Annotated in this window: 11 protein-coding genes and 3 other annotated features; of the genes, 2 read left to right on the top strand and 9 right to left on the bottom strand. The window is 35.2% G+C overall.

Features of this window, described 5'->3' with window-relative positions:
• Positions 1-126: 126 nt before the first annotated feature.
• The gene (locus tag CWS01_RS11865; protein ID WP_101177413.1) at positions 127-1,032 is read right to left on the bottom strand and encodes a LysR family transcriptional regulator; all 906 of its coding nucleotides are present in this window, start codon (positions 1,030-1,032) and stop codon (positions 127-129) included.
• 196 nt (positions 1,033-1,228) lie between these two features.
• Between CWS01_RS11865 and CWS01_RS11860 the strand changes: the two genes are divergently transcribed.
• The gene (locus tag CWS01_RS11860) at positions 1,229-2,470 is read left to right on the top strand and encodes an MFS transporter (protein ID WP_101177412.1); all 1,242 of its coding nucleotides are present in this window, start codon (positions 1,229-1,231) and stop codon (positions 2,468-2,470) included.
• A gap of 221 nt (positions 2,471-2,691) precedes the next feature.
• On the opposite strand, the gene thrS is transcribed toward CWS01_RS11860, so the two are convergent.
• The 8 genes from thrS to mmuM form a co-directional block, all read right to left on the bottom strand.
• Positions 2,692-4,590, bottom strand: a complete 1,899-nt coding sequence (thrS, locus tag CWS01_RS11855; RefSeq protein WP_407938563.1) for a threonine--tRNA ligase — start codon at positions 4,588-4,590, stop codon at positions 2,692-2,694.
• A gap of 72 nt (positions 4,591-4,662) precedes the next feature.
• Positions 4,663-4,889, bottom strand: a binding site (T-box leader).
• 37 nt (positions 4,890-4,926) lie between these two features.
• Positions 4,927-5,153: a binding site (T-box leader), on the bottom strand.
• A 37-nt stretch (positions 5,154-5,190) separates the two neighbouring features.
• Positions 5,191-5,417 (bottom strand) — a binding site (T-box leader).
• Between the two features lie 125 nt (positions 5,418-5,542).
• Complete coding sequence (locus CWS01_RS22950) at positions 5,543-5,869, bottom strand: GNAT family N-acetyltransferase (protein WP_235852038.1); 327 nt, start codon at positions 5,867-5,869, stop codon at positions 5,543-5,545.
• A gap of 619 nt (positions 5,870-6,488) precedes the next feature.
• Positions 6,489-7,553, bottom strand: a complete 1,065-nt coding sequence (locus CWS01_RS11845) for a pyruvate kinase (protein ID WP_101177410.1) — start codon at positions 7,551-7,553, stop codon at positions 6,489-6,491.
• Between the two features lie 578 nt (positions 7,554-8,131).
• Entirely contained in the window at positions 8,132-8,260 is a 129-nt protein-coding gene (locus CWS01_RS22945) for a GNAT family N-acetyltransferase (RefSeq protein ID WP_235852037.1), read from the bottom strand.
• Positions 8,261-8,467: 207 nt separating this feature from the next.
• Complete coding sequence (locus tag CWS01_RS11835) at positions 8,468-8,968, bottom strand: GNAT family N-acetyltransferase (RefSeq protein WP_235852036.1); 501 nt, start codon at positions 8,966-8,968, stop codon at positions 8,468-8,470.
• A gap of 154 nt (positions 8,969-9,122) precedes the next feature.
• On the bottom strand, positions 9,123-9,482 hold the full coding sequence (locus tag CWS01_RS11830) for a cupin domain-containing protein (protein WP_101177409.1): 360 nt from the start codon (positions 9,480-9,482) through the stop codon (positions 9,123-9,125).
• A 17-nt stretch (positions 9,483-9,499) separates the two neighbouring features.
• Entirely contained in the window at positions 9,500-10,375 is an 876-nt protein-coding gene (locus CWS01_RS11825; protein ID WP_101177408.1) for a proline iminopeptidase-family hydrolase, read from the bottom strand.
• A 445-nt stretch (positions 10,376-10,820) separates the two neighbouring features.
• The gene (gene mmuM, locus CWS01_RS11820) at positions 10,821-11,777 is read right to left on the bottom strand and encodes a homocysteine S-methyltransferase (RefSeq protein WP_101177407.1); all 957 of its coding nucleotides are present in this window, start codon (positions 11,775-11,777) and stop codon (positions 10,821-10,823) included.
• A 252-nt stretch (positions 11,778-12,029) separates the two neighbouring features.
• Between mmuM and CWS01_RS11815 the strand changes: the two genes are divergently transcribed.
• Complete coding sequence (locus tag CWS01_RS11815; RefSeq protein ID WP_101177406.1) at positions 12,030-13,451, top strand: amino acid permease; 1,422 nt, start codon at positions 12,030-12,032, stop codon at positions 13,449-13,451.
• The last annotated feature ends 43 nt before the right edge of the window (positions 13,452-13,494 follow it).

The raw sequence follows: 13,494 nt of genomic DNA, 5'->3' as shown, positions 1-13,494 counted from the left end.
AAAATATTGACTCAAATCCAATATGTTAGAATTCCCTAACGGTTTCTTTTGGTTTTTCATTATATGAATTATATTAATAAAAACAATATATAGTTGATAGATACAAATATGGGATTATTTATTTCTCTATATTAAATCGCGCTGTTTATCTTCCATATTAGAAAGATGATTAATAATAAAATTTTTGAATTGTAAAGCAGCTGGGGATAGATATCTTCCATTTATCCATGCTAAACCAATTACTCTATTGTACTTCGAAGAATTAATAGGAATTTTGATTATTTTATTTAAGTCCATGCCTTTTAATGCAGGAAGAATAGAGACTCCTAATCCTGCAGCCACAAGCCCAGCAACTGTATCAGCTTCATCTCCCTCAAAAGTTATTGCTGGTTCTATGCCAGCTTCCTTAAACATTTGTTCTGTTAAAGTGCGAAGAGCATATCCCTTCTTCAAAAGAATAAACGATTCTTCCGCTAAATCATGTAAATATAAACTTTTTTGATTTGCCAGCAAATGGGTCCTTGGAACATAAATAAAAAGTTCCTCACTAAAGAGCTGTTGCCATTCGATAGGTGGCTTAACTTCCGTTGGAGAGATTAAACATAAGTCTAAATCTCCTTTTTGCAGCTCCTCCAACAATGAATGAGAAGGACTTTGCTTAAGCTGAAAATTAATTTTTGGAAACTCCATTCGGAAAGCAGATAGTAAATCTGGGATTAAATTAGTGCTTAAAGTATGCAAAAAACCAAAAGAAACTATGCCTTGTCCAGGCCTAAGTAATTCCTGAATTTCTTGTTTTCCTATTTCAAATTCTCTTACTATTAAATCAACGTGCTTCAAAAACATTTTCCCATATACATTTAGCCTAATAGAACGTCCTTGCCGTTCAAATAAAGGGGCTCCAATTTCATCCTCAAATCGGGCTATTGAACGACTTAGCGCTGATTGTGAAATATTTAAAGCTTCTGCAGCTTTCGTAACATGCTGCATTTTTGATAGCATGCGAAAATATTCAAATTGTTGCCATTCCATCATAACACCTCATCGAATTCTTCTATTAATCATTACATATATGCATTAAAAACATTATTATTATGAATTATACATCATGATTTAAAGCTGTTAACATAAAAGTTGAAATATAAGTAAGTTTAAAAAAAACGAGTTTTGAAAAAAGTGAAAATTAGAATACAGAAAAGAGAAACTAAAATACTGGAGATGTTAGAAGATGGTCTATATAAAAGATGGAACTCCCATATTTCGCAAAACTAGTTTTGCATTTTTTGCAGCAGGATTCAACACCTTTGCTATTTTGTATTGTGCACAGCCACTAATGCAGGAATTCACTTCAGAATTTAATATATCGCCGACAATGGCAAGTTTGCCTTTATCTTTATCTACTATTTCACTAGCCATCAGTATGCTGGTTTTGGGATCTTTATCAGAAGTGTGGGGGCGTAAACCAACAATGGTCTATTCCATGCTTCTTGCCTCCATATTTTGTTTATTAACTGCCTTTAGTCCGAATTTTCATGTTTTACTTTTATTAAGAACTCTATTAGGAATAATTTTAGCAGGTGTTCCCTCTGTGGCAATGGCTTACCTTGGAGAAGAAGTAGAATCAAGCAGTTTAGGTAAAGCCATGGGATTATATATTAGCGGCAATGCAATTGGAGCTATGGGAGGCCGGATTATTTCAGGTGTGTTAAGTGATTTTTTTGGATGGCATATTGCTGTAGGAGGAATTGGAATAATAAGTATAGCGGCTACTTTAATCTTTGCATATATGTTAAGACCCTCCAATAACTTCAAATCGCAAAAACTAAAAATCTATGACTTAAGTAAATCAATGGCAAAGCATTTAAAGGATCCTGGACTTTTATGTTTATACGGTCTTGGTTTTTTACTGTTAGGGAGTAATGTCGCTTTATTTAATTATATAGGTTTTGCATTAACAGATGAGCCTTATTCATTAAAGCAGGGACTAGTAAGCTGGATTTTTCTATTATTTATTATAGGAATGTTCAGCTCCGTATGGATTGGACGATTGGCTGACCGTTATGGAAGACAATATATTTTGATTATCAACCTATTATTAATAGGATTTGGTGCCTGTTTAACGTTAAATACGCTTCTAATTGTAAAAATAATCGGCCTAGGTTTAACAACTTTTGGTTTCTTTGGAAGCCATTCTATTGCAAGTGGTTGGGTTAGCCATCGAGCTGTAAAGAATAAGGCACAAGCATCCTCTTTATATTTATTTTTATACTATACAGGTTCTAGTATTGGAGGAACACTTGGTGGAGTCTTTTGGTCTATATTAGGCTGGAAAGGTTTAATCTACATGGTAATTTGTTTTATTATCATTGCATTATTTCTTACGCTTATACTTTTTAAAGTTACTGGATTAACAAAGTTTCATTTAAGAAAGATAAATAAACAACACTTTATATTCAAGAACAAAAATTAAATACAAATAAAAACGATTGGAATATTTCTCCAAACGTTTTTATTTGCTCAATTTAAGGCTAATTCTATTGTTATTTATATTTTTCGAATAAAAAATATACTAGCAATTAAGATTTTCTCCCCATTATCTGAACTACTTATATAGAAATGCAGGTATCTTTTCTATTTACAGCTTTTATTTTGTTGATTTCTTTATAAACGATTAGCAAGTATTGCTTCAAACTAGGAAAGACTTTTTTTCTTAATTTGCTGCAAAATGATTCTTTTAAACTCCTCTAAGGGCAAAGCTTTGTTGTCATTCTTGCCAAATTTTCGAACATTTACATTTTCTCCTTGTTCTTCCTTATCCCCAAGCACCAGCAGATAAGGAATTTTTTGCATTTGTGATTCCCTTATTTTATAGCCAAGTTTTTCATTGCGCCCATCAACTTTCACTTTTATTCCTACTGATTTCAACTCTGATTGTACCTGTAAGCAATAATCTAAATGAACGCTGGATACTGGAATGATTTGTACCTGAATAGGTGCCAGCCATACAGGAAAAGCACCGGCAAAATGTTCAATTAATATGCCAAAAAAACGGTCAAGGGAGCCATAAATGGCACGGTGAATGACGACAGGACATACTCTTTCATTCTGCTCATTAATATAAAATAGGTCAAACTTTTCTGGCATTTGAAAATCAAGCTGAATTGTTGCACATTGGTGGCTTCTTTTTAAAGCATCTTTAATATGAAAATCAATTTTTGGACCATAAAATGCGCCATCTCCCTCATTTAATGCATAGGGAATCTGCAATTTTTTCAACACATTGGAAAGAGCATGTTCGGAAGCTTCCCACAGTTCATCATTTCCTAATGAATCCTCTGGACGTGTGGAAAGTTCCACTGAATAGTCAAAACCGAAAGTACGATACACTTTATCTATTTGCTGAAAAATTTCTTTTATTTCTGCTTCGATTTGGTCTTCTCTTACAAACAAATGGGCATCATCTTGGCAAAATGTCCGCACCCGAAACATTCCATTTAGCGCCCCGCTATATTCATGACGATGAACTTGCCCGAACTCCGAAAGACGCACCGGCAAATCACGATAGGAATATAAATTATTTTTAAAAATCAGCATATGCCCTGGGCAGTTCATTGGTTTCATCGCAAATTTTGTTTCATCGACATCAGAAAAATACATATTATCTTTATAATGATCCCAGTGACCTGATTTTTCCCACATGCGCTGATTCATCATAAGCGGTGTCCGCACTTCCTCATAACCTGCATTTTTTTGCAGTTCCCGAGAGAAATTCTCCAATTCTTGTCTTACCACCTGTCCTTTGGGAAGATAAAAAGGCATTCCTGGAGCTTCTTCAAAAAAACTAAATAATTCTAATTGTTTTCCAAGTTTGCGATGATCCCGCTTTTTTGCTTCGTCTAAAAAATGCAAATGTTCCTTTAATGCCAATTTATTAGAAAATGCAACTCCATATACGCGCTGCAGCATTTCTCTCTGACTATCCCCTTTCCAATAAGCACCAGATACTTTTGTTATTTGAAATGCTTTGACAAAACCAGTGTGAGGCAAATGAGGACCACGGCATAAATCAATAAATTCTCCTTGCTGATATAAAGATATTTTTTCTTCTTTTGGAAGTCCTTTTAAAATTTCTAGTTTAAAGGCTTCTCCTCTTTTTTGAAAAAGTTTTTCTGCCTCTTCAAAAGATACTTCGATTCGTGAGATTTCCAGCTTTTCTTTTATAATCTGATGCATCTCTTGTTCGATTTTTGTTAAATCCTCGATAGCCAAACTATCATCAAGCTTCATATCATAATAAAAACCATCTTCTATTACAGGTCCAATGCCTAATTGCACAGTTCCATATACTCTTTTTACTGCTTGTGCCAATATATGGGCACAAGTGTGGCGCAAAAGCTGGATGCCTTCTATGGAATCTATTGTAAGGATAGACAGCTTTGCATCATGTTTCAGTACATAACTCATATCAACAAGTTTGCCATTTACTTTTCCTCCTACTGCCTGTTTCCCTAAACTGATGCTTAAGGATTCTGCGACATTTTTCACAGTTATTCCCTTATCAACTGTCTTTATCTTCCCATCTGGCATCATTAATTTAATTTGTTTTAGCTTTTCCATGTTAAACACTCCTTTAATTTTTATAAAAAACACACTCATCCCTTAACAAGGGACGAATGTGTTTATCCGTGGTTCCACCCAATTTCCCATATGGCAAAAAACCTTATGGCTTGGTGCTTTTAACGCAAGCTTACGGCATCAGTTACTGCTATTTCCCTGACACAGCTCTAAAGGCGGTAAATTATTTTTCCTGGCTAGAAAGCTCTCAGCTTTTGCTTTCCTCTCTGTTAACCGGACTCAAAATAATTCATGTCCTTTGTCTTTGCTTTTTTCTTTTCTAATAAAATAAAAAAACACACTCATCCCCTAACAAGGGACGAATGTGTTTATCCGTGGTTCCACCCAATTTCCCATATGGCAAAAAACCTTATGGCTTGGTGCTTTTAACGCAAGCTTACGGCATCAGTTACTGCTATTTCCCTGACACAGCTCTAAAGGTGGTAAATTATTTTTCCTGGCTAGAAAGCTCTCAGCTTTTGCTTTCCTCTCTGTTAACCGGACTCAAAATAATTCATGTCCTTTGTCTTTGCTTTTTTCTTTTCTAATAAAATAAAAAAACACACTCATCCCCTAACAAGGGACGAATGTGCTTATCCGTGGTTCCACCCGATTTCCCAGAAAATATTCTTGCTATTTACTGGCTTATGGTGCTGTAACGTAGCTAACGGTATTGGATACTATAGTTCCCCAATACAGCTCAAAGGTGGTAAGTGTATTCCCTAAGTTAGGAAGCTTTCAGCCTAAAGACCTCCCTCTCTATAAACCGTAAAAACAACTTATGTCCTTATCTTTGCTTTTTTATTGTTCGAATCATTTAATTATTTAACATAGTATTATAACTTATGGAAAAGTGCAACCATTTATAAAAAATATTTTTGCTGTTAGGTTTTAAAATAGTTTTTCCCATTCCTCCATAATAGATTCATTATGGATTTTTTGTCCATTTATAGTGTAAAAAGGAAAGTTCCTTTTTACTCATTGCCACTTTTTCTTTACTTGTTCCTATGTACTGAAATCCATTTTTGGTTAAAACCTTCTGTGAAGCAATGTTAATAAAAGCCGTTTTTGCATATATTCGAGTAATTTTTTTCTCTTCACAAACATTTTTCAACAATAACTTTAAAACGAAATTTGCAACCCCTTTTCCACCATGCTTCTCTCCCACTCGATATCCTAATTCACCTGTTTTCTCTAGTATATTTATATCCACTACATTTATCCGTCCAAGAATGGAATCTTGCTCACCTTTTATTAAATAAAAAAAGATTGTTCTTGTGCTTGTTCCTTTAATAATGCTTTCAAAATAGTTTTAAAGTTTTCAAAACAATAATAATCTTCTCCGCGAGATGGCACCATTTTCCAAAAAATATTCTATTTTCGATTTCGAATGCAACTAGGCTTTCTGCATCTTCTTCCTGTAATTTATGCAAAAATATAGTAATTTCATCATCCCCTTTCCTATTTGTTCTCCATAACGCAATTTTATCATCGATTTTAAAACAGACTCTTTTATTCATTCTAGTTGGGATAATAGAATTCCTTTAAAAATAAGCTCTATTCTTGGCTATTGATTTCACTTCAAGCTCTCACTTTTTCAAGCTAGAATCTTACGCCTTTATTCCAATCAGCATCATACAAAATCCACCATTCGCTTCAAAAAACCTCAAAATAAAAGGCTATTTTCTAAAAGATTGTTGTTTTTCGAATAGTTTCCATGAGTAAATCCATAGTTAAATCAGGTTGATTGGAGTGAAAGGTGCGAGCCTCCTGGAACGGAAATCAACCTACTCCTTTAAAGGCAACAAAGTTTACGAAAACAGCCAAATAAAAAAATCGATACTTTAAAAAGTACCGACTAAAAGACATTCCTATTATCCTAAATCATGTATTAGCTTCTCCATATCACGAACAGCAAATGGAGTATCTGTTTTAACAGCAGCTGCAAATTCAGATACTTTTCTTAATGTTTCCATGCTTTCAACCGGATATTTTCCAACAGCAGATTCTCCTGATAACATAACCGCATTCGTTCCATCTAGGACTGCCTGAAAAACATCAGTCACTTCCGCTCTAGTTGGAAGTGGGTGCTCGATCATCGATTGTAGCATTTGTGTCGCTGTAATCACAAATGTATTTAAGCGATTGCATTCTGTTATCATTACTTTTTGCAATAATGGAATCCACTGATAAGGAAGTTCCACACCTAAATCTCCTCTGGCAATCATAATTCCATCCGCTTCTTTTGCTATTTTAGAAAAATTTTCTATTGCTTCAATTGTTTCAATTTTAGCGATAAGCTGTGGATTCTTTCCATCTAATCCCTTGATAAAATTTTGCACTTCTTCTAAATGATCAGGCTTCCTTACAAAGGAGCAGGCAATATAATCTATTTCTTCTTTTACTAAAAACTCTATATCTTTTTTATCCTTATCTGTTATAGCAGGCAAACTAGTACTTACACCAGGAAGATTTACCCCTTTATGTGAAGCAATCTCTCCACCTGACACAATCGTTGTCACCACTTTTTCAGTTTCCACTTCAAGGACTTTTAACTCCACCGCACCATCGTTCATTAAAATGCGATCATCTTTTTTTATATCCTGTACAAGTCCTTTATAATCAACACTTGCTTCTTTTTCATTTCCTTTTATTGAATGGGTAGAAAGAGTAAATTCCTCTCCTGTTTCTAAGAGAATAGATTCTCCTTCTATTTCTCCTAAACGAATTTTAGGTCCTTGCAGGTCACCTAAAATTTTAATAGATGCACCTATTTCTTGATTAATCGTTCGAATAGCATTGATAATATTGCGATGACTTTCATGTGTCCCATGGGAAAAATTTAAACGAGCTACTGTCATTCCTTGCTGGATGAGTTTTGTTAAAATTTGTTTGCTATTACTTGCAGGACCAATTGTAGCGATCCGATCAATTGACATCCTCTTCACCTCATATTCATGATGCAATTATTATCTCCAGTTGTTCCATTTTAAACCTATCCATCATTATCTTATGTAAAAAATATTGTTTGTTACAGTTGCTTCCACTAAAAAACTGCACCCCCGTATAGTCATGCTAATTGAGGATGCAGCTTTAATAAATGCTGTGTTTTAAGATGATATTTTCTTCAGCTCTTACGCTGCTTTTTTCCCTTGTGATATACTTTTTGAAATAATATATATCGTATCTGATATTCATTAAAATTACGCCGCTATAAAAAGCCTAAAACTTGTAATGCCAATCATTAAATCCCATCTTTTTTTCTAAATAATCCAATAATTAAATCTGCAAACAGCTTTATTATTTATATTTCACCTTCCCTCCCATTCTATTTACAGATACAAGGCTGGTTAAATTCCAACAAGAAGGAACCTGCCAGAATAATTTTTTTGCCATTTTAGGCACTTCTTTTGTATTCATTATAAAAATATGGACATCCCAGGCGCATACCCATCTCGTTCTTTCAGCCCGAACTTCTCATAGAAGGGAGCTTTTCCTTTTGCAGAGATAACTAAACCTATTTTATTCCTTCTTTTTTACATTTTTCAAGCAAGGCATGCATAATCTTTGTGCCAATCCCTTTTCTTTGATAAGCTGGATGCACCATTACATCACATATGAATGTTTGATAAATTCCATCCGAAATAATTCGGCCGAACCCTACTAATCGTTGAGCATCGTAAATAGAAACAAGATACCAGCTATTACCAATCGCTTCATATAGTTAAGCATATGTATACAAATCTGCTCTATTCCACCCAGTCGTTTGATGCAAATTGATATAGTCTTCTATTGTTGGACTGGCGTCTAGGATTTTTATGTTCATGTTGCTCTCCTTTGCATTTCCCATTCCTCAATTTTTTAACCTATGTCCCTTATAAACAGCCTCCCAATTAAGGGATCTAGCCATTCTTTTTTCCATATTTTCCACTGATTGAAAACCGAATTGTTCATATAAAGTATGAGCATCTTTAGTAGCCAGCGAAAAATAGGTCCCTTTTAATTGGGGATGTTCTATTATAATGCTTAACATCCATTTGCTTAGTCCACGCCCTCTATATTCTGGTAAAACAAACACATCTCCTAAATGGGAAAATCGTACAAAATCGGTGACTACACGTGCAAAACCTACTTGTTGCCCATTCCCTTCTAGAGGATTTCCTTTATAAATACCATAGCAAATAGAAGAGTTCTCAATCGATGCCCATATCAATTCTTTGGCAATTCCTTTCACCCAATAAGAATCATGATGAAGAAAATCGCAGATCATATCCATATCCAAATAATCTTTATTTGTGCTAATACTAAACCCTTTTGTATTTGTCCAAAGTGTCTCATTTCCTATGCTAGTCACTTTTCTCTCTCCCCATCTATTCCGCACAAAAAAATAAAACTGCACAATCGAAAAAGGGCGAGAATCATAATCTGCCACATTCGAGATTATGCATATAAACTAAAGCAATATTTTTTTATTGCAGAATCTTCCTTAAAAGCATTCACCCGTTCTATTACTCAATACTACTTAATGAATGCGGCTTCGGCAATGACACGGATTGAATCACTAATGCCGTCATGCCTCCATCGCTTCCTGAAGCATGGCCTTCTCCCTCTTCCCAAAAAACACCTTCTCCCGACTTTAACATTATTCTTTTTTTATCCTCACCTTCAATCCAGCCTTCCCCTTCTACCACAATATAAAGCTGTGCAACTGGTGCTTGATGGTAGCCGACTTTGCCATTTGGCTCAATATGCATAAAGCCAATATTAGTTTGCTCTTCTGTTTTTAATATTTTCGTATAACTTGCGGCAATGGATTGATAGTTGATGACGTCAAAGCCATTTTCCTTTTTGAATTGATAAAACTGCATTATTTTGCTCCTTTTTCTTATTTGCTGGTGTCTACTTCACGAAGAAAGCTGCCGATTACACGCAAATATTCTTTTGGTTCTTCTATGTATGGCATATGTGCGCTGTTTTCAAATACATGAAATAAAGAATTCGGTGTATTTTTGCTGTAATATTCAGTTGTTTCAGGTGTTGCTTCATCAAATCTTCCGCATGTATAAAGAGCAGGACATGTAATTTCTTCTAATCTATTTGTGCAATCAAACTCACGCAAATTTCCAAGTACCGTAAATTCTGATGGTCCCCACATGATTTCATACACTTCTGGATTTCGATACTTTCTGCCTTGTTTTAAAAATTCTGGATATGGATTTAGGCGGCAGACAAACTGGCTGTTAAACACCTTAATTGCCTCTTGAAACTCCTTGGAATCAGTATATCCACTTTCCTCACAAGCTGTAATAGTATCTTGCACTTCTTTTGGCAGCTTCTTTAAATTTCGCTTTTGGTCTTGTTCCCAAAGTGGTGCGCTTAAGCATGGACTAGAGAATATTACACTGTCTACTCCAACAGGCTTTGTCAAAAGATAGGCTGCAGCTAATGTTGTTCCCCATGAATGGCCAAGAATATGAACTTGTTCTAACTGAAGTTCTTTGCGCACTTGTCCTACTTCGTCTACAAAACGATCCAATTGCCAAAGTGCTGCATTCTTTGGTCTATCTGATTTCCCACAGCCTAATTGGTCATATAAAATAACCGGTCTGTCTTTGGAAAGTGCCTCAAGTCCTTGCAGTGAATAGCTGGAAGAACCTGGTCCTCCGTGCAGCACTAAAACTGGTATGCCATTTGCCTTTTCATTATAAATTTGATACCAAACTTTGCCCCCAGTAACTGTTATGTGTCCTTCTTTGTTCATGCTTTGTGCTCCTTCTAATTAAATGTTAACATTACTATTTTATTATACAATGAATTTATGCTAAGAATGCTAACAGGGCAAACAAATACTCTTTTGTTTTAGGAAGCGGAAGCTTACTGGCTCCTGTAAAAAAAACACTATACATCATCATGCTCATTCTTTAATTCGAGAAGCCGCTTATTTAGAAATCAATATAGAAGATCAGGAAAATTAGGAACTATTTTAGAAGGGACCATATAGTGACTAATCTTCTCCCTTCTATAAGGTTCCAAATACTAGCTAAAAATCCTTAAATACATTCTATAATAGAATAATATTTCTATATGTCTGCCAAAATAAAAAAACAAAACCGAGTGCTTGGCAAAAAACCGTTATCATCTTTGATAACGGTTCTTTATTAAAACGAGATCGATTCCTCTTTCTCTTTTAGATGAAAACAAAACAATTAATCTCTTGCCCAATTGGCAATTTGACGAATATGTTCTGGTGTCGTTCGACAGCATCCACCTATTAAAACAGCTCCATCTTCATGCCAACATTTCGTCATTTCTCCAAAATTATTGTTTTTTTCTTCTTCTGTCCACATTTTAGTAGATCCATCATATACTCCACCAGCATTCGGATAAACAATAAGAGGTTTATCTGTTGCTATCTTTAACGTATCAAGGACTTCTTTTATATTCACAGCAGCCGTACAATTTACACCAATCGCGCTAATATTAGAGAAAGAGTTAAAAAAAGCAGCTGCCTCACTTAATGGTGTCCCGTCACTTAAGTGGCTTCCATCACGGATACTAAAAGACAGCCATGCAGTCATAGAAGGGAAGTAGTTTTTTAGCATATTGGCAAGTGCGATACTTTCTTTAAAACTTGGTATCGTTTCAAATGCAAATACATCACATTTTGCTTCTTCTAATAGTTTCATTCGCGGCAAATGAAAGCTTTCAAACGCTTGATCTGTTAGAGAATAGTCTCCTGTATATTCCGAGCCATCCGCCAAAAAAGCACCATATGGCCCAATGCTTCCTGCAACAAGTGGAAACGGTCTTGTTTCTTTTTCCGATTCACTAAGAGCTCCCCAAAAACTATTTCGGGCTTCTATTGCTGCTAAAGCGGTATCTTCCAGTAATCTCTCCGCTTCCTCTTTTGTATAGCCTTTTTGAATAAATCCATCGATATTCGCTTGATATGTATTGGTAGTTGCCACATCGGAACCAGCTGCAAAATATTCTACATGAACCTCTTTAATAGCTGCAGGATTATCAATAATAGCTTTCGCTGACCATAATGAATCATTAATATTAATGCCCTTTTTCTCTATTTCCGTTGCAATTGCTCCATCCAATATGACACTTTTGTATGTATCAATTATCTGCTGAATTGGATTCGGTTTTTTTTTCATTTTCTGCCCTCGTTTTTCAATTTTTCAGATTAATAGTTTTCACGTTAACACTAATCTACTGGAAGTTCAAGCCTATTTTTTCCTTTTTCTCTAGTAAAAATTTAAAAAGGGATATTGATTTAATTCCAATAAAATGCTATATTTCGAAAATACTAATTTTTAGTATTTTTAAAAATAGTAAATCTTATCATTAATTATTCCAGTACCTATCATTTATGCAATGAGATCACTGGTTCATTCGGAGGATACAACATGTTAAAAAAGAACGACTCAGCTACAGCTGGCACACTCAACCGCTCTTTAAAAAGCAGACATTTATTTATGATTTCACTCGGTGGAGTTATTGGAACCGGGCTTTTTTTAAGTTCTGGCTATACAATAAACCAAGCAGGTCCAATTGGTACCATTCTTGCCTATCTAATTGGTGCTGTCATCGTTTACTTGGTAATGCTTTGTTTAGGTGAACTAGCAGTAAAAATGCCGGTAACTGGTTCCTTCCATACATATGCTACCAAATTTATTGGTCCCGGAACTGGCTTTACGATGGCATGGCTTTACTGGCTGACCTGGACGGTTGCATTAGGTTCTGAGTTTACAGCTGCAGGACTTATTATGGAAGGATTTTTTCCTGCTATTTCTGTTTGGCAGTGGAGCGCTTTTTTTATCATTCTAATTTTTTGTCTTAATGCCTTTTCCATCCGTTTATTTGCTGAGTCAGAGTACTTATTCTCAAGCATTAAAGTATTAGCAATCATTTTATTTATTATAATTGGCGGTTTGGCTATATTGGGAGTTATACCAATGCAAGGATACAAAGAAGCTCCACTATTTTCTAATTTAGTAAAAGATGGTCTATTTCCAAATGGTTTTGGTGCAGTATTTATCACGATGCTTGCGGTAAACTTTGCCTTTTCTGGTACAGAATTAATTGGTGTTGCTTCTGGAGAAGCAGAAAACCCAGAAAAAACAATTCCAAAAACCATTCATACTACTTTACTTAGGCTGATTATTTTTTTCATTGGCAGCATTACCGTAATTGCTGCACTTATTCCATGGAAAGAAGCCGGCGTTGATCAAAGTCCTTTTGTACTAGTTTTTAACAGCATTGGCATTCCCTATGCAGGAACCATCATGAATTTTGTTGTTTTAACTGCTATACTTTCTTGTGCAAACTCTGGACTCTATGCTGCAACAAGGATGCTTTGGTCTCTATCAAACGAGAAAATGATTGGTCCTGTTTGGAGCAAAGTCACCAAAAAAGGTGTTCCCCTTCCAGCACTTCTGCTTAGTATTGGCGGCGGAATTTTATCGCTGATTTCAAGTGTCATACCAGCTCAATCTTTATATATCATTCTCGTATCCATTTCAGGTCTTGCGGTTGTCATTGTATGGATGGGAATTGCTGCATCTCAATTTATGTTTCGCAGAAGCTATATAAAAGCAGGACATGATATCAGGGATTTATCGTTTAAAACGCCTTTATATCCCATTGTTCCCATTGCAGCATTTATGTTAAGTTTTCTTTCCTGTGTATTAATTGTTTTTGATCCAAATCAAAGAGCAGCATTTTTTTATACGGCAGCGTTTGTAGCAGGGTGTTATCTTTTTTATTATGCAAAAAGCAAAATCATCAAAAAAAAGGCAGCTATTTCTTCCAGCCATTCCTCTTATTAATGATATTAGGCTATCGAGATTTCTCGATAGCCTTTTTACTTGC

The organism is Niallia nealsonii (genome assembly GCF_002835805.1).
Classification (GTDB): domain Bacteria; phylum Bacillota; class Bacilli; order Bacillales; family Cytobacillaceae; genus Niallia; species Niallia nealsonii.
This window is presented reverse-complemented; position numbering and strand designations above follow the sequence as displayed.